At 66.2% G+C, this 24,766-nt stretch carries 23 protein-coding genes and 1 pseudogene; 6 read left to right on the top strand and 18 right to left on the bottom strand.

Annotation, left to right across the window (positions count from 1 at the left end; genetic code table 11):
• Positions 1–108: 108 nt before the first annotated feature.
• From A5708_RS15830 to A5708_RS15780, 11 genes are all read right to left on the bottom strand, one after another.
• Complete coding sequence (locus tag A5708_RS15830; protein WP_065029524.1) at positions 109–918, bottom strand: acyl-CoA thioesterase; 810 nt, start codon at positions 916–918, stop codon at positions 109–111.
• Positions 918–2,213 carry an NADH:flavin oxidoreductase gene (locus A5708_RS15825; protein WP_065029523.1) on the bottom strand — a complete coding sequence of 432 codons (1,296 nt, stop codon included), beginning with the start codon at positions 2,211–2,213 and terminating at the stop codon, positions 918–920. The genes A5708_RS15830 and A5708_RS15825 overlap by 1 nt, the downstream gene beginning before the upstream one ends.
• On the bottom strand, positions 2,210–3,055 hold the full coding sequence (locus A5708_RS15820) for an SDR family NAD(P)-dependent oxidoreductase (RefSeq protein WP_065029522.1): 846 nt from the start codon (positions 3,053–3,055) through the stop codon (positions 2,210–2,212). The genes A5708_RS15825 and A5708_RS15820 overlap by 4 nt, the downstream gene beginning before the upstream one ends.
• Positions 3,056–3,146: 91 nt before the next feature.
• Entirely contained in the window at positions 3,147–4,163 is a 1,017-nt protein-coding gene (gene dmpG / locus A5708_RS15815; RefSeq protein WP_065029521.1) for a 4-hydroxy-2-oxovalerate aldolase, read from the bottom strand.
• On the bottom strand, positions 4,160–5,092 hold the full coding sequence (locus A5708_RS15810) for an acetaldehyde dehydrogenase (acetylating) (RefSeq protein ID WP_269199398.1): 933 nt from the start codon (positions 5,090–5,092) through the stop codon (positions 4,160–4,162). The genes dmpG and A5708_RS15810 overlap by 4 nt, the downstream gene beginning before the upstream one ends.
• A gap of 22 nt (positions 5,093–5,114) precedes the next feature.
• Positions 5,115–5,921 carry a 2-keto-4-pentenoate hydratase gene (locus A5708_RS15805; protein WP_065029519.1) on the bottom strand — a complete coding sequence of 269 codons (807 nt, stop codon included), beginning with the start codon at positions 5,919–5,921 and terminating at the stop codon, positions 5,115–5,117.
• The gene (locus tag A5708_RS15800; RefSeq protein ID WP_065029518.1) at positions 5,918–6,547 is read right to left on the bottom strand and encodes a TetR/AcrR family transcriptional regulator; all 630 of its coding nucleotides are present in this window, start codon (positions 6,545–6,547) and stop codon (positions 5,918–5,920) included. Before A5708_RS15800 ends, A5708_RS15805 begins: the two co-directional genes overlap by 4 nt.
• Positions 6,540–7,391: a hypothetical protein gene (locus tag A5708_RS15795; RefSeq protein WP_065029517.1), complete on the bottom strand. Its 852-nt coding sequence runs from the start codon at positions 7,389–7,391 to the stop codon at positions 6,540–6,542. Before A5708_RS15795 ends, A5708_RS15800 begins: the two co-directional genes overlap by 8 nt.
• A 30-nt stretch (positions 7,392–7,421) precedes the next feature.
• Positions 7,422–8,435 carry a VOC family protein gene (locus tag A5708_RS15790; protein ID WP_065029516.1) on the bottom strand — a complete coding sequence of 338 codons (1,014 nt, stop codon included), beginning with the start codon at positions 8,433–8,435 and terminating at the stop codon, positions 7,422–7,424.
• Entirely contained in the window at positions 8,428–9,321 is an 894-nt protein-coding gene (locus A5708_RS15785; protein ID WP_065029515.1) for an alpha/beta fold hydrolase, read from the bottom strand. Before A5708_RS15785 ends, A5708_RS15790 begins: the two co-directional genes overlap by 8 nt.
• On the bottom strand, positions 9,318–10,913 hold the full coding sequence (locus A5708_RS15780) for a bifunctional 3-(3-hydroxy-phenyl)propionate/3-hydroxycinnamic acid hydroxylase (RefSeq protein ID WP_231117925.1): 1,596 nt from the start codon (positions 10,911–10,913) through the stop codon (positions 9,318–9,320). The genes A5708_RS15785 and A5708_RS15780 overlap by 4 nt, the downstream gene beginning before the upstream one ends.
• Before the next feature lie 262 nt (positions 10,914–11,175).
• Here A5708_RS15780 and A5708_RS15775 point away from each other — a divergent pair, with 262 nt between their 5' ends.
• On the top strand, positions 11,176–11,814 hold the full coding sequence (locus tag A5708_RS15775) for a TetR/AcrR family transcriptional regulator (protein WP_065029593.1): 639 nt from the start codon (positions 11,176–11,178) through the stop codon (positions 11,812–11,814).
• 139 nt (positions 11,815–11,953) lie between these two features.
• Here the strand turns inward: A5708_RS15775 and A5708_RS15770 are convergent, their stop codons facing one another.
• Positions 11,954–13,321, bottom strand: coding sequence for a cytochrome P450 (locus A5708_RS15770; RefSeq protein ID WP_065029513.1), 1,368 nt, complete (start codon positions 13,319–13,321; stop codon positions 11,954–11,956).
• Between the two features lie 68 nt (positions 13,322–13,389).
• Here A5708_RS15770 and A5708_RS15765 point away from each other — a divergent pair, with 68 nt between their 5' ends.
• The 4 genes and pseudogenes from A5708_RS15765 to A5708_RS26325 form a co-directional block, all read left to right on the top strand.
• Complete coding sequence (locus A5708_RS15765; RefSeq protein ID WP_231117924.1) at positions 13,390–14,061, top strand: TetR/AcrR family transcriptional regulator; 672 nt, start codon at positions 13,390–13,392, stop codon at positions 14,059–14,061.
• Positions 14,062–14,302: 241 nt separating this feature from the next.
• Positions 14,303–15,097: a hypothetical protein gene (locus tag A5708_RS15760; RefSeq protein WP_065029511.1), complete on the top strand. Its 795-nt coding sequence runs from the start codon at positions 14,303–14,305 to the stop codon at positions 15,095–15,097.
• A gap of 120 nt (positions 15,098–15,217) precedes the next feature.
• A complete protein-coding gene (locus A5708_RS15755; RefSeq protein WP_155766039.1) occupies positions 15,218–15,997 on the top strand; it encodes a hypothetical protein in 780 nt (259 codons plus the stop codon).
• A gap of 31 nt (positions 15,998–16,028) precedes the next feature.
• A pseudogene (locus A5708_RS26325) lies at positions 16,029–16,313 on the top strand (NAD(+)--rifampin ADP-ribosyltransferase); the annotation flags it as partial.
• A 137-nt stretch (positions 16,314–16,450) separates the two neighbouring features.
• Here the strand turns inward: A5708_RS26325 and A5708_RS15750 are convergent.
• The 3 genes from A5708_RS15750 to A5708_RS15740 form a co-directional block, all read right to left on the bottom strand.
• A complete protein-coding gene (locus A5708_RS15750; protein WP_065029509.1) occupies positions 16,451–17,236 on the bottom strand; it encodes an acyl-[acyl-carrier-protein] thioesterase in 786 nt (261 codons plus the stop codon).
• An 84-nt stretch (positions 17,237–17,320) separates the two neighbouring features.
• Positions 17,321–18,157 carry an SDR family NAD(P)-dependent oxidoreductase gene (locus A5708_RS15745; protein WP_065029508.1) on the bottom strand — a complete coding sequence of 279 codons (837 nt, stop codon included), beginning with the start codon at positions 18,155–18,157 and terminating at the stop codon, positions 17,321–17,323.
• A gap of 1 nt (position 18,158) precedes the next feature.
• Entirely contained in the window at positions 18,159–19,079 is a 921-nt protein-coding gene (locus A5708_RS15740; protein ID WP_196772653.1) for an alpha/beta hydrolase, read from the bottom strand.
• Positions 19,080–19,167: 88 nt separating this feature from the next.
• Between A5708_RS15740 and A5708_RS15735 the strand changes: the two genes are divergently transcribed.
• Positions 19,168–19,812 (top strand): TetR/AcrR family transcriptional regulator, encoded by a 645-nt coding sequence (locus A5708_RS15735; protein WP_231117923.1) that lies wholly within the window; start codon positions 19,168–19,170, stop codon positions 19,810–19,812.
• Between the two features lie 602 nt (positions 19,813–20,414).
• Here the strand turns inward: A5708_RS15735 and A5708_RS26880 are convergent.
• From A5708_RS26880 to dnaB, 3 genes are all read right to left on the bottom strand, one after another.
• Positions 20,415–20,933, bottom strand: coding sequence for a hypothetical protein (locus A5708_RS26880; RefSeq protein ID WP_065029506.1), 519 nt, complete (start codon positions 20,931–20,933; stop codon positions 20,415–20,417).
• A gap of 545 nt (positions 20,934–21,478) precedes the next feature.
• On the bottom strand, positions 21,479–21,679 hold the full coding sequence (locus tag A5708_RS26875; RefSeq protein ID WP_155766038.1) for a hypothetical protein: 201 nt from the start codon (positions 21,677–21,679) through the stop codon (positions 21,479–21,481).
• 403 nt (positions 21,680–22,082) lie between these two features.
• Entirely contained in the window at positions 22,083–24,710 is a 2,628-nt protein-coding gene (gene dnaB / locus A5708_RS15725; RefSeq protein ID WP_065029505.1) for a replicative DNA helicase, read from the bottom strand.
• Between the last annotated feature and the right edge of the window lie 56 nt (positions 24,711–24,766).

Genomic DNA, 24,766 nt, shown 5'->3' with positions numbered 1-24,766 from the left:
CTCCGATCGAGACGGCTGAACGCGAGATGGACGTCGCGCTCCTCGATTCGAGCACGATGACGTCGAAATCTTCTGCTGCCCTCCCTCGCCCGACGACCTCGCGCAATATCACCGTCGCCACAGCACTTCCTGTGCCGTACTGGCGATCCGGGTCCCATCACCGCCCAGCAACGCTCCCTGCACAAGACCACGGTTGTTGCTGTGGCTGACCGCAGTGACGTCGTAGCAATGCCACTGGTCGGGATCGTAGGGACGGTGAAACCAGATGCTGTGATCCAGGCTGGCCGAGAATCCGCAGTCATCGCGAGGGGTCACACCGGGCGGGTAGGCAGCCGGCACCGGACCGATGTCGGACAGGTAGGTCACTGCGCACGCCCGAATCAGTGGATCATCCTCGACAGGGTCGGGGCTGCGGATCCAGAATGGCGGCAGCACCCACGGCGGGGGGTTGTCCGGGCTGGCGCGGATATCGAAGGGCGCCGCGATGCCTGTGTTTGAACCCGCCGGTACGGCATCGGGAAACGCCAACGGCATCGGCGTTCTGCGGCAATGGTCAGGACCCGATTCGGGTCGCTGAAATGAGGAGGCCATTTCGAGAATGGTCGAACCCTGTTGGCTGACGGTGACTCGTCGGGTGGCGAACGACCGGCCGTCGCGGACCCGTTCGACGTCCAGATCGATGTCCACGCCGTAGCGGCCGCCGCGGACGAAATAGGCGTGCAGCGAATGCGCCACCAAACCGTCGCCGATCGTTGCGCCGGCCGCGCCGAGCGCCTGGGCGGCGATCTGGCCGCCGAACAGCCGGTCCTCGTCGCCGCACTCCGGGGCGGCCACACGGAATCGGTCGCCGTGGCGCTCGAAATCCAGCAGTGCAGCCACCCAGCTGCCCGGCGCCTCGCCAGGGTGGGGCGCGGCCATCACAGGGCCGCGCCGTCGCGGGGTGACGGCAGGGGCGGGTGGGCGAGCATCCGGTCCTTGTCGTCGCGGATCTCCGGGCGGTAGCAGTCGATCGGCTGTCCTCCGAAGCGGGCGATGCACCCGTTGTGGTAGCCGCACACCGGCGCGCCGGGCTCGAGTGTGCCGGTGACGTGGCGCCACAGGTACGGATCGGCGATGAACGCACGGGCTGCCGAGACGGCGTCGCAGCGCTGCGCCGCCAACGCGGCCTTCATCCCGGCGGCGGTGTGGAACCCGCCGACGCAGATCACCGGAATGGTCAACGCGGCGCTGAACTGTTCGGCTTGGGGCAGGTTGAATCCTTCCCCACCCGGGGCGACGCGCTCGGCGACCCGTTCCAGCAGCGGGCCGGCGGCCAGCCCGAACAGCCGTCGGGGCCGACTCATCTTGGTTCCGGAGCCATGAAGGATCTGGGCTCGGAAGAACCCCTGGTAGTGCCCGAGGATCATGCCGGGCCAGGATTCGTAATGCCCGCGGGAGATTTCGACCGCGTCGACGCCGTCGTCCTGCATTCTGGTGGCCGCGGCCACGAGGTCGGGGGTGGTTGCCCCGCGCCGCAGCGGCAGCATGTCGGTGCCGTTCATCTTCAGCAGGATCGGGTAGTCCGCGCCGACGCGTTCACGCACGGCGCGATAGACCTCACGCAGCAGCCGCATCCGGTTGTCCAGGGATCCACCGTATTGGTCGGTGCGGCGGTTGGTGTGCGGGGTGAGGAACTGTCCGAGCAGGTAGCCGTGCGCGGCATGGATCTGCACGCCGTCGAAGCCCGCCCGCTGCGCCCGTTCGGCGGCATCGGCGAAATCACGCACGACACCGGTGATTTCGTCGAGGCGCAGCGGGCGGGGCTTGGTGCCGTACAGCGGTTCACGCACCGCCGAGGCCGAGACGGTGCGCTGCTCAGGGATGGCGGACTGCGGCATCTGCCGGCCGCCGTGGTTGAGCTGCGCGATCAGTTTCGTGCCGCCGGCGTGGGCCAGGCTCACCCAGTCGCGCAGTCCGGGGATCTTGTCGTCGTCGTCGATGCCAGCTTGCCGGCCCGCCGACTTGCCCTGCAAGGACACGTATAGGTTGCCGGTGACGATTAGCGGAGTCGCCGCGGCCGCCATGGGTCGGTAGAACTCCAGTAGTTCCTCGGTGACGAATCCGTCGTCGGTGGCCCGGGTTTCGCTGGTCGCGGATTTGAACAGCCGCCCCGGTACGGTGAGCCGGCCGATGCTCAGTGGCTCGCGCAGCGGGTCGGCGTTCTCGGTCGTCACGCCGGGGCTCCTGGCTGCTGGCGGGACAGGGCGCGGGACACGACGAGGGCTGCGCCGCGCTGGTAAGCAGGCCCGAGCACACGGACCACCGCGTCGAGCAGTTTGGCTTCGCCGCCGACAATGACGCGCGGCTTGTTCTTGGCGACGCCGCCCACGATGATCTCGGCGGCCTGGGTGGCGCTGCGTTTGGCCAGGCTGCGGTCGTAGAAGTCGGCCAGCGCGGCGTGGTCTTCGCCGGCGCCGACGGTCGCGTTGCGGGCGATCGGGGTGCTGACGCCGCTGGGATGCACGCAGGTCACCTGAACCCGGTGGCGGGCCACCAACATTTCCTCCCGCAGCGCCTCGGTGAACCCACGAACCGCGAATTTCGATGCTGTGTAGGCGCTTTGGCCGGGCACTGCCATGAGCCCGAACAGACTGGACATGTTGATCAGATGCCCGTCGCCGGAGGCGATCAGATGCGGCAGGAAAGCCATGCTGCCGTGGACGACGCCCCAGTAATTGACGTCCATCACGCGTCGAAGATCGGCGATGTCGGCGTGTGCGAACGCGCCGTGATGTTCGATGCCGGCGTTGTTGTAAACCTGGTGCACCACCCCGAACCTGTCCGCGACGGTGTTGGCGTAGGTCTGCACAGCGTCGTGGTCGGCGATGTCGACGCGGTCGCACTCGACGCGGGCACCGTGGGCGCGGGCCGCGGTAGCCGTGTGCTGCACACCGGCGATGTTGACGTCGGACAGCGCCAGTCGTGCGCCGCGCTCGGCCAGCGCCAGTGCCAGCGCACGGCCGATTCCCGACCCGGCGCCGGTGATCACGGCGACCTTACCGTTGAATGTGCTCACGATGTCCTTTCTCCGCCTGGTCAAAGCCGGCGGTGAAAGCATGTCCGGTCCGCGCGGTGGTGCGGGATGACGGTGTGTGCCCTGGTGGGGGTCACGGCGCGGCCGTCCGGGATGTCAGGTCGAGTGCGATGTCGACGAGCATGTCTTCCTGGCCGCCGACCATGCCGCGGCGGCCGGCTTCTTCGAGCAGGCTGCGGGCGTCGATGTCGTAGCGGGCGGCGGCGGCTTCGGCGTGGCGCAGGAAGCTGGAGTACACCCCGGCGTAGCCCAGCGTCAGCGTTTCGCGGTCGACGCGCACGGGCCGGTCCTGCAGTGGCCGGACAAGGTCGTCGGCGGCGTCTTCGAGGGCGTGCAGATCGCAGCGGTGCCGCCAGCCGAGTTTGGTGGCCGCGGCGATGAACACCTCAAGCGGGGCGTTGCCGGCGCCGGCGCCCATCCCGGTCAGCGATGCGTCGACGCGGGTGGCGCCCCGCTCGACGGCGACGATGGAGTTGGCGACCCCCAGTGACAGGTTGTGGTGGGCGTGGATCCCGATTTCGGTTGCCGCGTCGAGGGTTTGGCGCAGTGCGTCGACGCGGTCGGCGATATCGCGCATCGTCATCGCTCCGCCGGAGTCAACGACGTACACGCAGGTGGCACCGTAGCCTTCCATCAGTTTGGCTTGGCCGGCCAGTGCGTCGGGGGTGCTCATGTGGCTCATCATCAGGAAGCCCACGGTGTCCATGTCGAGGTGACGGGCGGCCTCGATGTGCTGGCCGGCGATGTCGGCTTCGGTGCAGTGGGTGGCCACGCGCACCACCGTGGCTCCAGCGCGGTGGGCGTCCTTGAGGTTGTGCACGGTTCCGATTCCGGGCAACAGCAGGGTGGCGACCTTGGCGCGGCGCACCGCGCCGGCGACGGCTTCGATCCATTCCAGGTCGGTGTGCGCGCCGAATCCGTAGATGCAGCTGGAGCCGGCCAAGCCGTCGCCGTGGGCGACCTCGATGGAATCCACCCCCGCCTCGTCCAACGCGGTAGCGATGGCGACGGCCTGCTCCACGGTGTACTGGTGGCGGATGGCGTGCATGCCGTCACGCAGGGTCACGTCGCTGACGTAGAGGTCGATCATCCTGTGGCTCCGGCTGTTTGGGTGACGTGGGCGGCGATGCGTTCGGCGGTGGCTTGGGCCGCCGAGGTCATGATGTCGAGGTTTCCGGCATAGGCGGGCAGGTAGTGCGCGGCTCCGGTGACCTCGAGCATGGTGGTCACCCGGGTGCCGGTGAACTTGCCGGCCTCGGGGATGAAGAGCGGGTTGTCGGAGCTGAACGTCTCGAACTGCACGCGTTGTTTGAGCCGGTAGCCCGGCACGTAGGCGTTGACGCGGGCGACCATGTCAACGATGGAGTCCTCGATGGCGCCGTGGTCGCTGTCGCCGTCGACCAGGCAGTAGACGGTGTTGCGCATCAGGATGGGCGGGTCGGCGGGGTTGAGGATCATGACGGCCTTGCCGCGTTGCGCACCGCCGACGGATTGCACTGCCGCTGCGGTGGTTTCGGTGAACTCGTCGATGTTGGCCCGGGTTCCCGGTCCGGCGGAGCGCGACGAGATGGAGGACACGATCTCGGCGTAGGAGACGATCCCGGCCTCTGATACCGCGGCGACGATCGGCACGGTGGCCTGCCCGCCGCAGGTCACCATGTTCAGGTTGGGGGCGTCGAGATGCTCGTCGATGTTGACCACCGGCACGCAGTACGGTCCGATCGCGGCCGGGGTGAGGTCGAGCACCCGCACACCGGACGGCTGCAGCTTGGCCCAGTTGGCGCGGTGCGCACCAGCGGAAGTGGCGTCGAAAGCCAACTTGATGTCGCCGAATTCGGGCATCGCGAGCAGGCCGTCGACGCCGTCCGCGGTGGTGGCGACCCCCATCCGGGCGGCGCGGGCCAGCCCGTCGGAGGCCGGATCGATGCCGACCATCGCCGCGACCCGCAGCGGTCCGTCGCTGCGCAGGATCTTGATCATCAGGTCGGTGCCGATGTTGCCCGACCCGATGATGGCCACCGGATAGGAAGCCGGTGTTGTGTTACGAAGCATGTGTTTTCGCTTCCTGATCGAATTGGACGGAGACGCTGCCCAGTCCGGTGATCGTGGCTGCGGCGTTGTCGCCGGGATGGACGAACACCGCAGCCGTGTAGGACCCGGACATGACGAATTGGCCGGCGGCGATCTCGGTGCCGTAGTTCGCCAGGGTGTTGGCCAGCCACGCCACGGCCGCGGCTGGGTCGCCGAGTACCGCCGAGCCGCAACCGGTGTCGACGTCGGCGCCGTTGAGCTGCAAGGTGGCGACAGTGGCGGCGAGGTCGATGCTGTCATCGAAGGGGACCCAGTCCCCCAGCATCACCGCGCCGGAGCTGGCGTTGTCGGCGACGGTGTCGGCCAGGGTCAGTTCCCAGTTGGCGATGCGGGAATCCACGATCTCCAGTGCGACAGCGACAGCCTCGGTGGCAGCGTGCACGTCGGCGACGGTGACACCAGGCCCACGCAGGCTGTGGCACAACAAGAATGCCACTTCAGGCTCGACGCGGGGGGCGCAGAACCGGGCGGGATCGGCGACGGCGCCGGGGCCGATCACCATATTGTCGAGAATGTATCCGTAGTCGGGTTCGTCGACGCCGAGCAGGGTTTGCATCGGCGCGGAGGTAAGTCCGATCTTGCGGCCGGCCAGGGCTGCGCCCGCGCCCAACCAGCGCCGCAGGTTGACCTGTTGTATCGCGTACGCGGCGTCCACGTCCAAGCCGGGATAGCTCCTGGTCACCGGGCAGATCGGTGCGCAGTCGCGTTGCGCGGCCCATAGGTCGGCAGCCGCGTCGGTGATCAGGTTGTTGCTCATGCGGCGTTCTCCTCGAGCATCTGGGTCGCCGTGTGGTACATCGCGCGGGCGTGCATCTGGAACAGGGCGGCCAGATCAACCCGTTCGCCGCCGATCTCCTTGGCGATGAACAGCCCGTCGGCGCCGGCGATGGCGAACGTGGCGAGCAGGTGGATCTGATCGTCGGACAGGCCGGGAGCGAGCTGCGTAATTCCCTGTGTCAGAGCGTAATACGCCTCGGTGCGTGCGTTGAGGAACATGGCGCGGGCGCGGGGTTCGACCGGTCTGCGTTCCAGGGTCAGCATCAGGCCCAGTCGCAGGAAGTCCGGGGAGGTCATGAGTGCGGCCGCGATCTGCGCGGCGACCGCTTCGGCTCGGCGCAGCGGTTGGCCGTGCTCGGGCAGTTCCCAGGCCGTCATCCAGCCTGTGAAGCTGTGCTCGATGACCGCGGCCAGCAGGTCGTCCTTGTCCCTGAAGTGCCAGTAGATCGAGCTGGCCGGAAGGCCACACGTGGCGCTGACGAGCGCGATGCTGGTGCCCTCGTAGCCGCGCTCGGCGGCGATCGCGGTGGCCGCGACCAGGATCCGATCGCGGGAAGCCACCCCGTTGGGACGTTTGCGGCCGCGGCTGGTCGTGGTATCAGCCACCGTGGGACCCGCCCAGGGTGGCCAGATTCGTCGGCGCTGTGTCGTCCTGCGTCTTGGCCTGCGGAATAGATTGCCGTGCTGCAGATGTGGTGCGGATGACCGCAACGGTGCGGTCCACGGTATGGGCGTAGAGCCCGACGCAGCTGCGATGCTGTGCTTCCACCACGGCGGCGAGGGCCGGTGAGGCCAGCAGCTTTTCGACGTCGTCGCGGGTGTCGGTGCCGAACACCACTGCGCCGTGCTGGCGGCGGTGCGGCGGGTTGTGGTGTGAGACGCCGAACGTGCTGTGTGCGCGGACCACCATGGGCAGGAAGGTGTAGCTGCGGACGTCGCGGGCGCCGGCGGTGTGCAGTGCGGCACCCAGCTGTTGGTGGACGAAGGACCGGAAGGCGCGGCCGGTGACGCCGCGGCGGCGACGGATCAGCACGGCGGTGCGGTGCCCGACGGTGTCGTCGTGCCCGTTGGTCCACCAGCGGCCGCCGCCGGGCCCGCTCAGATGGCCCAGGCAGTGTTCGAAGACGTTCTGTTCGTCGAAGAGGATTTCTCGCATGTGCAGCGGGATGCTCATGGACGTCAGCAGGCCGGGGAGCCGGACCTCGGTCATGCCGTCACTGCGCCAGTCGTCGGGGATGCGGGTGCCCACGGTGTCGGTGCCGGGCCAGTAACTGTGGTCGGTGGCCGAGAAATGGTACTGGTTGTATTCCAGCAGATTTGGTAGCCGGGCGGCGATCTGGGCGTGCGTGCCGGCCCAGTAGGTGTAGGCCGCGTCGCGGTCCATATCGGCCCGCAGTCGCAGCGGGTAGAGCGCGGAACTGGTGGTGGTCGGTGGCGTGGCGGGTGTCATGGGCACTCCAGGTGTCGGGCCGGGCATGGATCAGTAGTCGGGGATTCCGGCGCCTGCCAGGGCGACGACGGGGTTTTCGCGGTGCAGCAGCGAGCGGGCGCCTCGGCGGAACTGGGCGAGTTTGTCCAGGACGGTTTCCCCGACCGGGGTGTGGCCCCAGATGCTGATGCCCTGGTGAGTCGTGGGCTCCCAGGTGTTTTCGTCGACGACGATGGGGTTCCAGCCCATCTCGAACTCGAACCCCGACGGGGTGATGGCGTAGAAGGACAGTTCTTTGTCGTTGGTGTGCTGTCCGACCGACCACGCCATACCGAAGCCGAGGTCGGTCACACGCCGGTAGGCGGCCAGCATGTCGTCGAGGGCGGCGGCCTGCACGTTGACGTGCTGGATTCGGGTGCGGATCGGGTTGAGCGCCAATCCTTTCAGCCCGGCGATGGCGATGCTGTGGTGGCGTTCGTTGACCCGCAGGAACCGAACCTTGAGTTTCACCCCGCTGATGGTTTCGTCGATGTAGTCCGACAACCGGGCGTCGAAGACGGTGTTGTAGTAGCCGCGCATCTGCTGGGGGTGTTTGGTGGTGATCGCGACATGGCCCAGGCCGCCGGCGCCGGTGACGAATCCGCCTGGAGAGGCCAGCGTCAACGGTGTCGTCCCGGCGGCGGCGTCGGCGAAGATCTCCTGGATCATGCCGTTGGGGCCGGGGAACCGGACGAGGCGTTGCACGCCGCGGATCGCGGCGTCCTCGGCGCCCACTTCGACGGCGGGCACGCCGTGACGGGTCAGTCGGGCCAGCACGGTGTCGATGGTGGTGTGGTCGTCGAGATGCCAGCCCAGTGCGGTGACATCCTCGGCCGGCCCGCGCTGCAGGACGAATCGGCAGGCATGGTCGTCGAGGCGGAACCGCAGAACGTCGGGCACGGTGTCATCGAGGTGCATCCCGATGGCGTCGCGCCCGAACCTGGTCCAGTCGGCGAACCGGTTGGTCTCGACGACCACGTAGCCCAGATGGACGTTGCCGAAGACACTCGCGGGTGCGTCAGGCATGGCTGCGGTCTGGGTCGTAAGCGAGAGTGGAGTCGACAGTGAGGAATTCGGTGACGAGGCGGTTGAACAGTTCGGCGCGTTCCCACTGCATCCAGTGTCCGGTGTGCGAGGTCATGACCAGTTCGGCGTTGGGCATTGCGTCGAGCAGCGTCGGGCCGCCCGAGGGCCGGTTGACCTTGTCGTCGCGGCCCCATAGCACCAGCGTCGGCGTCTGCAGGCTCTTGAGCCGCGCATCGCGGGTGAGGTCCATGCGCCACAAGGTCCGCAGTGCCCACGGCCCGCTGGGGCGACGCAGCGGCGGATCGGCCACCACCTCTGGATCGATCGAAGCCTGATAGCGCAGATCGATCAGGTCGTCGGGAACGGCCGCGCCGTCGAACACGAGATAGGTGCGGACGAAGTTTTCCAGCTTCGCGCGGCTGGGCCCCTCGCCGCCGTAGTAGGACAGCAGGCTCTTGAGGCCGGCGGTGGGAGCGCCGCGGGTGGTGCCAATCCCTCCGGGGCCCATCAGCACCAGGCGGCCCACCCGGTGCGGGGTGTCCATCGCCAGGCGCACCGCGGCGGCGCCACCGTAGGAGTTGCCCACCAGATGCGCGGTGTCGATGCGCAATTCGTCGAGCAGCCCGCGGATCATGTCGCCCAGATAGCCGAACGGATCGTGTCCGTCGATACCTTTGGAAGAGCGGCCGTAGCCGGGCATGTCGGGAACGATCACCCGGAAGTGTTGCGCAAGCGTGTCGATGTTGCGCGAGTAGTTCGACACTCCTGAGGCGCCGGGACCGCCACCGTGCAGCAGCACCACCACTGGCCCGGTACCGGCCTCAGCGTAGAAGATCGACTTGCCGGCAACGTCGACGGTGCGTTCGGTCAGCGTGGCGGCGCTCATGCATCTGCTCCTTGTTGGATCGGGAAGGACGGGTGGGATTCGCACGCTGCCCGCAGCGCGGCGGGCGGAGCGGGCAGCGTTGCACCCGCAGCTGAAGCCGCATAGACGAAGCCGTCCGGACGGACAACCACGGCTGCGGCGTTCATCCGGCCCAGCCAGCGCAGAAGGGTGCACTCGGTGTCGCGCAGGCTCTCGGCGCGAGCGGGCTGGTCGGGGCCGGTCAGGTAGTACGCGCGGGCGCCCAGATTGGTCCACGCCGTGGTCCCCAGCGGCGCCGGGCCCACGTGCAGCACTGCCCATTGGCCACCGATCACGTCGTCGAGTCGCACGGTGACGTCCTTGCCGTCGGTTACCCACGGTTGCGGGGTCTGCCAGCCGGCAGCGGTGTGTCCGGTCGCGAAGAACCCGTGTGGGTAATGAGAATCGGGAATCCAGTACAGCTTCTGCCCGCCGGCTTTGACGGCCTGCGACTTCGTCAGTGCCCGCAGCGTGTGGTTGCGCAGGGCCGCGACGGCCGGGCGACGCTCGGTGATCACCCGTCCGACGAAGACCGCGCGTCGCGTCACCTCGACAACGTGCGGTTTGCGTTCTGTCTCATAAGAATCCAGAAGCGATTCCGCGGCGCTACCCGCCAGCACGGCGGCCAGCTTCCAGCACAGGTTCGCCGCGTCGCGCACCCCGGCCGACATTCCCTGACCGATCCAGGGCGGCATCGCGTGCGCGGCATCGCCGGCCAGGAACACCCGCCCTATCCGCCACCGGTCGGCGGTGCGCACGTGATGGCTGTAGATCACCGCGCGCAGGATCTTGACCTGTTGCTCGGTGATGCCTTGGTCGTGCAGTACTTCCCAGATCGCTTCGTCGGTTACCAGTTTCGCCTCGTCCTCCCCCGCCCGGGCCGGAAACTCCCAGCGGTGATGCCCCAGCGGGGTCGGGCAGTCCACGGTCGGGCGGCGCGGGTTGCAGTGGAACCGCAAGCGGTCGTGGCCGTCCCACTCTTGGATGACCTTGGTGTCGATGACGACCCACCGCTCTGCGTACGTCCGCCCGGTATAGCCCACCCCGAGCAGCCCCCGTGTCGGTGAGGACCCGCCGTCCGCGGCGATCACATACGACGCCCGGATCCGACTGACGGTGTCCGCGCGCAGATCGGCGACCAGAAGTTCGGCGTGATCGTCGCGGTTGGCCACCCGCAGACATTCGTGTTCCAGCAGGATCTCGACATTCGGGAACCGCGCCACACCATCGCGCAGCACGTGATCCACCGCCGGCTGGTAGATGAACTGCTGTGGCGGATGCCCGCACCCGCGGCCGGTGATCGTCGTCTCGATGAACGGGACCCCGTCGGCATCGACGAACGCCACCGGGCGGTCGGGCAGCATGTCGGCCTGCAGTCGGTCAGCCAAGCCGACCGACTGCCACACCCGTAGTACCTCCTCATCGGTGGAGATCGCCCGGGCCCGGCCGTAGACGTCGGGATCGCGTTCGATCACCACCACCCGCAGACCGCGCTGACCGAGCAGGTTCGCCGCTGTCGCACCCGTCGGCCCGTACCCCACGATGGCCACGTCATAGTGCTGCGGCTCCGTCACAACGAACCCCATCCGGTCAGGCCCATTCAAGGCACACGTACTGTAGCGATCACTACTGTAGTGATCGCTACGCTAGATGGGGAGATGCGGCCTGTCAAGATCGGGCACGGTGCGGATCTCCAACCGGATGCGGGCGGCGCGAGGTAGCCCAAACGCCTCCTCTTGCAGCGGAACCAACACCGCCACCGACCTCCGCTAGCATGAATCCGCTGGCAACGCGGACACGTCCGAACTGTCCGGGGCACTTCAGGAGGCAGTGACGGTGACCACGACCGGGGACCGACCCCGCCGGCAGCGCGCCAAAGGGGAGGTCTCACGGCGCAAAATTCTGGCCGCCGCAACCGAGATCGCCGCCGAGCGCGGCTACGAAGGCACGTCCATCGGCCTGGTCAGCGAACGCTCGGGATTGCCGGCAAGCTCGATCTACTGGCACTTCAAAGACAAGGACGCCCTCATCGGCGCCGTCATCGAGCACAGCTTCGAGCAATGGCTCAGCGGCGCCGGCGGGTGGACTCCACGCGCCGCCGACGAAACCGTGCCTGAGCGGCTGCAAGCCATGCTGACCCGCACAGCAAAGTCCTTGAGGGACTCCTCGGACTTCCTGCGCCTGGGCCTGATGCTGGCCCTCGAGCGCCGCGACCCCGAACCCACCGCACGGCGAATGTTCCTATCCGTCCGCCAGGAAGCACTCAGACGCACCGCCGCCTCCTATTCCGAACTGTTCTCCGACCTCGACGCCGCAGCCATCGAACAACTCGCGGTCTACACCATGGCCCTGGCCGACGGACTATTCATCGCCACCGCCGTCGGCGGCGACGGCAGCGGCGTCCCCGACGCAACCGAGATGCTCGGCGCAGCTCTCCTCGGCGCCGTCGCGCATCTTCGGGACGAGAAGGCGTAGCTCGTAGCCCACGGGTCACACCCGTAGCGCACATCCCATTAACCCGCGGTTGATTCGGTGACGGTACCGGCAGTACAGCGCTGTGGGCCGACGTGAACTCGCTCAGAAGAATCCGGTGGCCTCGCAGGCGTTTACCCGTTCACTCGGCGTCGCTGCCGATGGCGTCGGACACGAATTCGCCTGCGGCACAGTGGGTAGGTGCGTTGCCGCGTCGCCGCACGGCGATAAGTCCGCCTCGGGCAGGGGCGGTGGCTATCCCACGGGAACGGTGGCGCTCCGGAGGCACCGTGGTTGGCTGAATGTCGAACTGTTGCAGCAGCATTCGCAAGGTGACGTCCATTTCCAGGTTGGCGAACGCGGCCCCGATGCACCGTCGCACGCCGCCGCCGTAGGGGATCCAGGTGTGGGTGTCGGGGCCGGCGTCGCCGAACCGATCGGGATCGAATATGTCTGAGTCACGGCAAGCCTGCTGGTGGGCGAGGGTAAAGCTGACCAACACTGCCTGATCTTGTGGCAGCACCCACGGGCCAAGGCGGATACGGCGATGCGTCTGGCGCGGGGCGCCGCTGATGACCGGCCGGGTGCGTTGGACTTCCCAGATCACGCGCTGACGCAGGTGCGACTCGCCCGCATCCACCTCGTCGCGGAGACGCTCGAGAAGACGGGGATGGCGGCGCAGCCGTTCTACGGCCCAGGCCAGTGTCGTTGCTGTCGTTTCGTGCCCGGCCGCCATCAAGGTGGTCAGTTCGTCGACGATGTGATCGTCGGTGATCGGTGAACCGTCGTCGTAGCGGGCTTGCAGCAATAACGCCAGCACGTCGGCGCGCTGCGTCAAGTTCGGATCTCGGCGTGCTTCGCCGATCAGGGACAGCGTGGCCTCGTCGCAGCGGCGCCGCAGCCGCTTGAGACGCCCCCCCGGGCTGTAACGCCCGAGGTCGCGTTGCAGGGCGGACGGCAACATCGTCAGATGTGACGCCAATAGCACTGCTGGTGGCAGGGTGTGGCGAAGTTCCTGCAGCGCTGCACCTTCAGCGCCAAAGACGGCGCGCAGGATGGCGTTGAGCGTAATGCGCATCATCGACGGTAAAGACGCGAACTCATGACCGTCGGGCCAACCGGCGACTTCGCGCAATACCTCTTCTTCGACCAGTTGTTCGTAGACGTGCATGCGCTTGCCGTGGAACGGCGGAATCAAGAGCTTGCGCCGGGCACGATGGTCGGCGCCGTTGAGGCTGAATGTCGATCCGGGTCCGATGACGTCACCGAGAAAGCTGGGCGCGCCGATGAAGTCACCGCCGGTGGTGAAGATTTCTTTCACCATCGGGGCGCCGCTGACCACCACCAACGACCCCAAGGTCGGCAGCTGGAGGGTGAATTCGGGTCCGAAATCCCGTAGGGCTCGGCGCAAGAAGCCGTCCCGATTGACCAGAAACGCTGCCCCTTGAACGGCCATGGGAAGCCGTGGGCCCGGGGGGAGTCGCACCGGATCAGTTGTTTCCTGGGTCATCGCCACCTCCTGGTTGGTACATCCCTGTACCGAAAAGACGGTACACAGGTGTACCAATCGGTGCAACAATGGAGCCGATGCACCGTAGACATTCAGGCGCGAAGCCCCGAGCGGCGAGGACCTCCACGCTGTCGGATAACGACGGGCTGACGCCGCCTCGAGGTGGCGCCGATAACGATTTTCGGCGCCGACTGCTGGAAGCGATGGCGGCCTCGGTCGCCGAAGTCGGCTACAGCGCCACTATGGTTGCCGATATCGTGCGCCGAGCGCACACGTCCCGCCGGACCTTCTACGAGTACTTTCCCGACCGCGAATCATGCTTGGTGGCACTCCTGTCGGAGGCCAATGAAGCCAACATCGCGGCGATCGCGCAGGCCGTGGACCCCGCTGCGCCGTGGCGCACGCAGATACGACAGGCGGTGCAAGCGTGGGTGGCGTGCGCCGAAGCGCATCCCTCGCTGACGCTGGCCTGGATCAGGGATGTGCCGGCGCTGGGTGCCCACGCGCGCGCACTGCAGCGGAGCGTGATGAGCCGGTTCATCGAGCTGGTCCAGGCCCTCAGTGACACGCCAGAGCTGCGTGTCGCCGGGATTGAACCGCTTTCGCGCGCCCGGGCGATCATGGTGCTCGGCGGCCTGCGCGAGTTGACGGCGATGACGGTCGAAGAAGACCAACCACTGGCCGGGATCGTCGAGGAGGCGGTACGGGCGGCGATCGGTGTGGTCAAACCCGACTCGTGAATTGACCAGTCGCAGCCACCCGCTTTCCGCATCATTGCTGCGGGATTGACGAACAACGCCACGCGATCTAGCGTAGTGACCACTACAGTAATTTGCCGGTGAGCGAACTCGACCGGATGGGTTGCTAACTTGGGTGCCCACGCCCGGCTGCTGTGGCCGGGATGCCAGGTCGACCGCGTTTCTCGGACAACCGCTTGCCCTGCACCGCAACGGTTCTGATCGACAACACAGTGGAGGACACATGAATCCGCCCACCACGACGAGTTCGGCGCTGTACCCGCTGCGTTTGCGCGCCGATCTGGACCGCGACGCGGCCTACGCGTACTGGACGACCAAACACGCGCAGTTCGCCGCACACCTTCCACATGTGGTGGAGTACAACCAGTACCACTTCTCGGCCACCGATTGCGGGTACTGGCCGGTCACCCCGACCGTGGGCACGACGATTCCAGACGACTGGCGGACCGACGGGATCAGCGAAGTGCGGTTACCCGGCCTGCTGCGCGCTGCGGCGATGCCGTTGCACATGCGCGGAATCATTTTCGACGAACAGAACCTCTTCGAACACAGCCTGGGGTATCTGACCGGGCCGGGCGGTGGCCGCTGGTGGACCAACGGCCATGACGACGACCTCGGTCACCGCACCGCCCTGCTCATTCGCCGCCGCCGCGGTGTGAGCTTCCGGGCGTTCCGGACATTCGTGCACCACCGTTTGGGTCCAGCCCTCCACACCGCCGGTGCACGCGACACGCGCAGCTACACGTTCTTGCCGGGGACGGCGCGTACGCACGCCACCGTCGGGGTGTCCCATGACAATCCGCCGCACCGGCGTCACCACGGAGCGATCGTTTTCGGCACCGACTCCCGTGACGCCATGGAACAGTTGCTGGCCGCACCGGCGCTGGCAGCGGTGATCGCCGATCAACAGCAGACCTGTGTGGGCATGTACGCCTACACGGTGGTCCGTACCGTCCCCGTCGTCCGCACCGCAACGGCTGTTCGGCAACGAATCCACAGTGAATCCGACACCAGATGACGCTGCTGGATGGGCTCGTCGTCAGCAGACCGCTGGTTAACACGACACCACAGAGAGTGAGACGGCAGTAAACGCAACGAACGCGCCCGGTGGCGAAACGCCACGCGCACAGCAAATCCGTTGATCGCGGCCACCGGACATCCCCGCGCAGTCAGCACCGGGGTGTGGCAGGTGTGGGCGCGATCAGATCTCCCCCGCGACGCGGTGAGTTCCTATTGGGCTGGCCCACACGCCCGAATCGTCACCCGTATCGCCGGGGTCAGCGACTATCGACAGCACCACCTCTCGGCCAGCGCGCATGGCTTCTGGCCGGCGCAGGGCCCGTTGCTCAGCACCGAAATCCCCACCGACTGGGTCATTTCCGGAGTGCCTGAAGTGGAGTTCGACGGCCCGCTCGGGTCGATGAAGGGCCTCGTCACCAAAGCCACCCGCGCGCTGTACCGCGATGAAGCCAACATCTTCGATCGCGTCCTGGCGAACCTGTCAATACCGCAGGGCAGCAGAGTATTCGGTGCGCATTCGGATGATGAGGCAACGACGGCGGTGGTGTTCTTCCGTCGGCGCGCCGATGTCATTGCCGGCGCATTTCGCTGCCTGGTGCGCGACGAGCTCAGTCGGTCACTCATCACCCAGAACGGGGTGCAGGAGGTGCGCGCGCATGTCTTCCTGCCGCAAGCGAAATGGATGTGGGCCACACCCGGGGTCGCGCACGACAACCCGCCGCATCGCCGCTACCACGCGATGCTGTCGATACGCGCCGACACCCGGGAGGTGTTAGACGCGGCCTTGCGCCGGGCCAGCGAGGCCCACGCCGCACAACAGCGTCGGCTGTGCCTGGCAGCGCATGCCTATCTGGTCGACACCACCCGGCACATCGTGGCCAACGGGGTAGCCCAATGATCTCCAGCGCCGTGGTGACCGGCACGGGCGGTACGTGACGCGGAGGTTGGATGCGCGATGTGGGGAGCTGAGCTGGCCCAGGCAGACGGTCCCGGTCGCATCTACATCGTGGTAGCGGACGGCGATCTTGAGGACGACCCAAACGTGACACACAAGAAGCTTCCCGGCGATCCAACCAGTCCTACCGGACCCGAGAGCCGGTGAGAATAGGTGGCGAGATCATCGACTGAATGGGTATTCACCCGAACAGCCTGAGGCTGTGCGGAACACCGTGGCCAAACTTCAGCGCCAAGGACTTGGCGTCATCCACGACTGACCGTGAGACCCAACCATCCAGCCGGATCCACATGGCTGTGGCGGTGCCTTGTCGAAATTCCACGGTGGGTGGCCATCCTGCACCAATCACCCTGAGGGAATCAATATTTGGGTGGCAGTGCCAGGATGTCGCTCGGGTCAGTCGGCCGCAGCGGGGATATCCGTTATCACTGCGACCGCCTTGGGTGTCGTGCCGACCATGTAGGTCAGCGTCGTTGCAGCCCCCACGCTGTGGCCGCTCGGACCGGTGTGGACGAGGACCTCGACTTTATCTCCGGGCGCGACCGGCGCGATGTGTTCGACCACGACCCTGAAAGGACTCTCCCGTCGCGGTTGACCACGTAGGTATTCCTCTACGACAGCCCAGTACACCGAGTTGTTGACATGGTTGAAAATATCTATATCGGTCGCTCGGACAGGGAAGTCGAACGTCGCGTCAGCAGTGTCGCGCTCCCCCAGAGGCTCCAGGATTGGTTTCCAGCGCAGCCGGTGGGTGTCTGTTGTGCTGTTGAGCCGAGACAGGAACTCTTCTCCGATGATCGACGGCATCATCGTGTCGCGATTCATATTGATCCAGAAGCCTTCTGACTCGATGCGTCCTCCATCGTTGCCGTCGATGCGCACCCGCATCTGGCACCATCGCGTGGAGGTTCCCGAACACCATCGCCGAAGCCGCAGATCGCTTTGGAAGGTGATCGGCGACATTACGTCGATGATGGTGCGGCGGATGATCCACAGCGGGTGGAGCTGATCGGCACCCCAGGCGCGGGCGTGGTCTTGGGCCGCGTCCTGGATGTGACGGGCGGCGGCATCCAATCGCAAGTGCCCGTCGGCATCAACGTCAGCGACACGCAGCGGCCACCGCGTCTCGAATATTTCGCCGTAACCGTCGGGTATTTGGTGAAGAGTCCGGGCGAGATCCATCGCTGTCCAATCTGGCGTCTCCACGCCGTCTGAGGGCTTGCTGACCCCAAACTGTTTGGTGCATAGCGGAGTCAGATGATCGTGTCACGCGGTGCGGCGGGCGAGATTGATGGCTTCAGTGATGTCGCGGTCATTGAAGCCGATCCGTTCGATGATCTTTCGGAATAGTCCGGGTGCTTTGGCGACCAGGGCGTTGCGGCCCGGGACAACGATCACGTCCGACCGACGCTCGATTCCGTTGACGGCGGCATCGACCACCGCAGGCAGGGGAACCATCTTCCAGATGCCGCTCGTGTTGCCGCCCCACAGTTTCAATCCGGCGGGGTCGGCGTGGACGTGCTCCATCATCGGGGTCTGGAAGAACGTCGGGTGCAAGGTGCCGACGCCGACGCCCAGAGACCGCAGCTCCAGGCGGACGCTGTCGCTCATCGCCCACACACCGGCCTTGCTAGCGGTGTAGGGCGACTGCAGTGGGGAGTGTACGAACGCCGCCATTGATGAGGTGGCCAGCAGGTAGCCCTGGCGTGCTTGGACGTGCGGCAGTGCGGCTTTGAACGTCCGCCAGACGCCGTTGAGGTTGATGTCGATTACGGCGTCGAAAAGCTCGGGATCCAACGTGGACAGGGAGCCGACGGATTCGATGCCGGCGTTCGCGATGACCACGTCGATTCCGCCGAAATGCTCGGCGGCGCTATCGAATGCTCCTTGGACGCTGCCGAAGGAACGGACGTCCGCGGTCCAGCCGCAGGCGGTTTCCGCATTTCCCAGTGAGGCGGCCTGGGTGCTGGCGGCGCTGCCGTCGAGATCCAGCAGGGCCAGTCTTGCGCCTTTGGCGACGAGTGCGGCGGCCAGGGCCGAGCCCAGTCCTCCGGTGGAGCCGGTGATCGCGACGACGCGGTCAGCCAGGTTGTACGCGACCATGTCAGCGGCTCCGATCGGAGGTGGGCAACGTCGGTTTGTCGACGGGGACGGTGCGGTGCAGGAAGTCGATCTGGTCGGCGACGACCTTCTCGAAGGCCTCACCGACGTAGATGTCGAAATGCCCTTCGGGGTAACGGATTATCTGCCCGTGCGGTGCTTTGGCGGCGTGGCGAAGGGTCGCTTTGGCGGGGGCGACGGAGTCGGTGTCGCACACGCAAAACAGGACGGGACAGGTGATGCCGGGGGTGCGCCGGCCCGGGAAGTGGCGCGGGATCTGCAGTGCGACGCGGGCGGCGACCTGGTTCTGGAAGGGGCTGTTCTGGGGTAGCAGGCGCAGGTAGCCGGGTTCGGCGTCGGGCGCGGTCATCAAAGCGATCGAGTGCGGCGACCCAGCCGTGGCCACCATCACCGGCGCCCTGCCCACCGCGGAGCCGACAACGTCGCGCAATGCCACTGCGGTCAGTTTGACTGATGTCCATGGGTCCATCGCGAGGCCTGAGGAGAGGCCGTCGGTGAACGGGCACTGCGCGACCACCGCTGCGATGCGTTGGTCCTCTGCGGCGGTGATCAGCACGTGCCCCCCGCTGAAAGATGTCCCCCACAAGATCACCGACGACCCTCCGACATCGGAGCGGCTGCGCACGAACGCCACCGCGGCAGCCCAGTCCTGTAGTTGGCGTTTGATGTCCAGCAGCTGGCGGGGCTGCCCGCCGCTGTCACCGAAGTGCCGGTAGTCGAAGACCAAGCAGGCATACCCCGCCGCCGCGAAACGCTCGGCATACGCGTCCAGGCGCATCTGGCGTACCGCACCCAGTCCGTGGGCCATCACGATCACCGGGCGCGGGGTTACGTCGGGCAGGTACAGCCAGGCGGCGCAGGTCGCTCCCCCGGAGTCGAATTCGACGTCGAGCCGTTGCGCCACAGGCCAACCCCATCTCGTTGAACAAATATATGGAATATGTTCCATTATTAGAATCGAATACAACCATAGATGTTGGTAAAGTCAACCCATGAGTGCCTCTACCGCCGCCAAGGCCGGCCTGACCCGGACTCAGCGCCGCACCGCTGAAATGCGCCAAGCGATCATCGTGGCCGCCGAAGAACTCCTGGTGGAACAGGGACAGGCCGCTCTGACTAACGAGAAAGTCGCCGAACGCGCAGACGTGTCGGTGCAGACCGTGTACAACCGCGTCGGCGGCAAGTCGGCTCTGTTGATCGCGATTGCCGAAAAGGCTCTCGAAGCAAACCGCGCATACATGGACAGCGCCTATGCCGCCGACGGCACGCCCGAGCAGCGCATCCGTCGCGCCGGTGAGGCCTACGTGCGCTTCGCGACTGATAAGCCACACCAATTCCAGATTTTGGCCAACCCGCCCGACGAACCCGACGCGGTGGGGCGCGTCGCTGAACTCCTACGCGAACAGAACGGCAAGCTCGCCGCCGCCCTTAGAGACGGCATCGACGCCGGCGCGGTGGACCCACGAATCGAGCCGGATACTGCCGCGTCCGCGTTGTGGGCCATGATGAACGGCGCCTTGACCGCCATGCTGCGCACCGACGATCTGCGGCCCCCGCCCACTCAAGTGGACAACTTGATGGCTACGGCAATGACGATCATCGAAAACGGGCTACGCGCAACAGAGAACGAATCCTGACACGCAGCGCCGCCGGCGATACCACAGTCAATCCCGGTAGCTATCCCGGATGCTGTACCAGCGGGTGACGTCTTGGCTCTGCGCTTCGGCGTCGTACCAGTGTGCGCTGAACGCCGGGGTACGCTGGCGCTCCGGCGATGAAATAGATCCTGGGACAACGCAAGTCGCCGCACCATCATGGCGATCTACGATCGTGGGACGTCCCGCAAAGCGTGCGATCGAAGGCCATCGAATCACCAACGGCTCCGCCACGGTTGGCAACTGGCACGTGGTGAGCAGTTCGCCGGGCGTGGTGGCGGCCCGATGGTGCGGACCGTGACGCGAAGTTCCGAAGCTTTGGCCGCATAACGCTCCATCAACGGGCGGTGGGGATCGAATTCGGCTCGCGGCTCTCCATGGCCAGCTAACTCAGCATGGCCCGAGCGGGATCCGGTCACAACCTCGCGGATATGCGCTGCCCGAGTGCGGACCACCTCCAGCGCGACATCCGGATAGGTCAGCGAGTATCACCTCTGCTGTGTCTTCGGCATCGTCTCCGCCCGCATCGTCACCGAGGATGCGGGCGCGGCCACCGTCCAGCAGTTCACGCGCTACCGCGCCAACTATTGCACCCAATCGCTGGCCGGCATGTAGCCGAGGCCGTCGCCGCAAGGGGTGCACAACGTCTTGGCCCAGTATCGGGTTCTCCGCAGGATCCCGGGGTCACCGCAGCGTTCGCATGTGAGGGCGGAGAACCGTTCGGCTTCCTCGGTGACGGCATCAAGCGCGTCCAACACCTCGCGTCTGGGGTCGTCGCTGCCGGCAGCGCAGTAGTAGCGCAGGGTGCCGAATTTCTCCTTGATCTGGTGAACGACGTAACCGGGGTCGATCTCGGCGAGGCGACGATCGGTGGCGATGACCAGGGGGTACCAGCCGGCGTCGACGCTGAGCCACCGGCCCCATCCGTCGGGGACGCGGCGCAGGATCGCCTCGATCGCCGCGGCGTGCTCGCCGGCATTTGCCGGGATGTGCAGGGCGGTGCGGACACCACACCGTGGCCGCCCGTGAGAGTCGGGCCTCGAAGTCGGCGGGCAGGCAGCGGTCTGGGCTCCACACGTCGGTGAGGAACGGCCACTGGCCACCCCGGTAGAGGGGCAACCCGAACCGTTCCAGGGTACGGCGCGGCAGCAGGTGAAACAGCGGGGCGTACTCGAAGTAGCGGGTCTTGGTGCCGGGGGACGAAGACCACGTTTATGTCACCCTGGTCGATGATCTTGGGCATCTCCGGTGGGCACTCGTCGTCGGTGAAGAAACGCCGGCGGTACTGGGCAGCCTCCCAAAGCGTGTTCCATTTCGACACAGCGAGCTGCTTGGTCAGCCTCGCCTCGCGGTCGGCGGCCTGCATCGGGATCGTGACGTACTCGGGGCTAGCCGGGACGTCCGGTCGGATCACGGCGCGGAACATGAAGGCCGCCGACATGTTCATCAGCCGCGGATACCACTCGGGGCCCGGCCATCTCGTCGTCAGGATGGAGGAGCACCTCGTAGCGGTCCTCGTCGCCATCATGCGAGGTGTCGATACCGTCATCTGGGTCAGGCATGGTGGTTGTCGCAGAGCCTGTCGTGGTGATTGCCATGTACTAGTTACGACAATTTTGCGCGGTTTCGTTCCCTGCGGATTCGCTTTTCAGGGGGCAATCACGGTGTCCAGCCAGATCACCGCGCCGGCGAAGGCGGTGCCGGCTGCGATGATCGCCACAGCCATGTTGTGGCCGCTGCTGAGGTAGGTCAATCCGCCGGCGGCGCTGCCAATGAGCATCGCGAACAGCAGCACCACTACCGAGCGAAGAGGCAGTAACGGGTCCTTGTCAGGCCTGGGGTTAGACATGCCGAAGACGCTAGAGACCGAGGGTGCAAACAGCGTCGCCCCAAAAGTTCGCGACGATGGGGTCCTGATCTTCTGGGCTGAATCGGGGCCAACCAGATACAGCTCGAATCTGGACCTGCGGCTTCGACCACTCGTCCCAGCGAAGTGAAACAGTCGCCCTCTGACGTCGCCGACCACTATTCCGACACGGCGGTCTCATCTCCACCGCTCTCCGCTCCGTGGCTAGTGGAGGATGGCTCTTCTCGCTTTCATGTCGCAAGCGACATTCGGACGGCAAATCAAATGAGAAAGCGACATCGGATCTGGGAACCTACAATTCTCATCGAAATGTCCAATTGGACATCAGATGGACATTTGATATGAGAATTGGACATCAAACTTGAGAAGCCACACTGCGCGACCCCTATCGCGCCATGTTGGTGAAGCGCGACAGGTGCAGCTGGTGCGCGACGGTGACCGTCTTGGTGGGGCCGTTGCGGTGTTTGGCGAGAATGAAGTCTGCCTCTCCCCCGCGCGGATCGTCGCGCTCGAACGCATCCGGCCGGTTCAGCAGGATCACCATGTCGGCGTCCTGCTCCAGCGATCCCGACTCACGGAGGTCCGAGAGCATCGGCTTCTTGTCGGTGCGCTGCTCGGGACCGCGGTTCAGCTGGCTGATCGCGACGACGGGGACCTCGAGTTCCTTGGCCAAAAGCTTGAGGTGGCGCGAGAATTCGGAGACCTCGAGCTGGCGTGACTCAACCTTCTTACCCGACGACATCAGCTGCAGATAGTCGACGACGACCAGACGCAGGTCGGATTTCTGCCGTAGCCGGCGCGCCTTGGCGCGGATCTCCATCATCGTCAGGTTGGGCGAGTCGTCGATATACAGCGGCGCCTCGCTGATTTCGCTCATCCGCCGCGCCAGCCGCGTCCAGTCCTCGTCGCTCATGCGGCCTGACCGCATATCGGCGAGCTTAATCTTCGCTTCCGCCGACAGCAGCCGCATGACGATCTCGGACTTGCTCATCTCCAGCGAGAAGATGACGCTGGCCATCCGGTGCTTGATCGAGCACGACCGCAGGAAGTCCAACCCGAGGGTGGAGTTATGCGTGGGGACCATTGCCTTGCTCGCCAGGTACATGTGGCTGTCGTTGTCCACCTCAACACAGCGCACCGGTACCGACTCGATTGGCCGGACGTCCACGACGAAGCGAGACCCGGAGCGTTGTGTGTTGACGGCTGCCCGACGCTCCTTATGCACCAGTACTTTCCGCTGCAAGCCGAACACCGTGTCGTCGGTGGAGAACGTCAGCGTGTAAGCGATGCTGGACGACTCGTCGCGGCCCCTCATCCGCTTCGTCGAGGTCTGGCAGCGATAGCCGAGGCTCACGACTAGTTCAGTGACATCCGACGCCAGCCGCTGGTTAGTGACGGAGAATTGGACGGCCCCGCCCGCCGTCACCGTTCCGTCGGTGTCGAGCAGGCCCGCAAGCAGAGCGCGCCGCTGGGTCTCAGACCCCCGCAGGTATTCCATCGGAATGTGCTTATTACCAAGCACCCCCAGGGAGCGCAGTCGCGCCTGCAACGTCCCCACAGCGGAATGGCAGCTCTGGCACAACCGCAGCCCGCACGACGGTCCCCCACAACGCACGCAGGTTGGGCTCGGCATCGGAGCAGAGATAAACCGCGCGCGGCCACCGCAGGAGCGTCCACAGGTCCGCACCTGACTGGTATAGGGAACGAACGACTTGCCGCACACCACGCAAGCGCGCGGAGCCGGCTCGGCCTCTGCAGGTAGGCGTAGGTAATAACGGTATCGAGCGGAGCTCGACGGAACCGCGACGAGCCCGTCCGCTTCGATCCGCATGACGATTTCAGGATCGGCCGTGGTGACCTGAGCGGACGCACTGGTGCCATCCCCCAGCCAGGCACCGAGAGTATATGCGGGAACCGGTAATTCGCCATCCGGCAGGTCAAGTGCACGTGCGTTGACCACGCTGTGGTTCAGTCGCCGGTCCAGAGTGTCGCAACGCAGTGTTCCGGCGATCTCGGCCGTCGTGCGCACTGCGGCAAAGGTGCGCTGATTCTTGGTGCGGTTGTAGCCCACCGCGGCAGCCTGTGCTGACTTCCGGGAGGCGCGGGTATCGGTCAGCCACTGATGCTCCGCGTCGGCGACTATCACCGTCCCGTCGGAGAACTCGACCTCGTAGCATGGCCGGTCCAACATCACGTCGGTGGCGGCCACCACCCGGGTCGGCCGTCCGTCCGCACCAAGCAACTCATCGCCGACCGCGACATCGCGCATTGTCGTCCACCCCGTCGGCGTGGGCAGCGGTGTGTCCAACGCGAGCGCCTTCCCGACGCCAGGCCGGGCCGCCACGATGATCATCTGCCCGGCGTGCAGGCCGTTGGTCACCTCGTCGAGCTCGGTGAAACCGGTCGGCACGCCGCGCGCGACGCCGCCGTTCGACGCGATGGCGTCGATCTCGTCCATGGTCGGCTGCAGCAGGTCCTCGAGCGGAACGAAATCCTCCGACGTCCGGCGCTCGGCCACCTCGTAGATTTCGGCCTGCGCGCGGTCGACCACCTCGGCCACGTCGGCACCCTCGGCGCCCGCGTACCCGTACTGCACGACCCGCGTGCCGGCCTCCACGAGGCGCCGCAGGAGCGCCTTCTCGGCCACGATGGTCGCGTAGTAGCTCGCGTTGGCCGCGGTCGGCACCGTCGAGATAAGCGTGTGCAGATACGGTGCCCCGCCGATGCGGCGCAGCAGGTTGCGGCGATCCAGCTCCGCGGCGACCGTCACGGCGTCGGCCGGCTCGCCACGCCCGTAGAGGTCGAGGATGGCGTCGTAGACGTTCTGGTGAGCGGGGCGGTAGAAGTCGCCGGGCCGCAACCGTTCCAGCACGTCGGCGATGGCGTCCTTGCTCAGCAGCATGCCGCCCAGCACCGCCTGCTCGGCCGCCAGGTCCTGCGGTGGCTGCCGGCCGAAGTCCTCGCTTGGCGGCGAGGAATCCATGCCCGACGCCAAGTCATCGACGACCGCCACGGATTCCCTCCTCCCCTGACTCACGCATCCGAACATACATTCGATAGTCGACATCG

Origin of the sequence: Mycobacterium colombiense, assembly GCF_001672755.1 — a bacterium.
Classification (GTDB): Bacteria; Actinomycetota; Actinomycetes; order Mycobacteriales; family Mycobacteriaceae; genus Mycobacterium; species Mycobacterium colombiense_C.
Note: the sequence above shows the minus strand (reverse complement) of the source record. Positions and strands in the feature narration are given on the sequence as shown.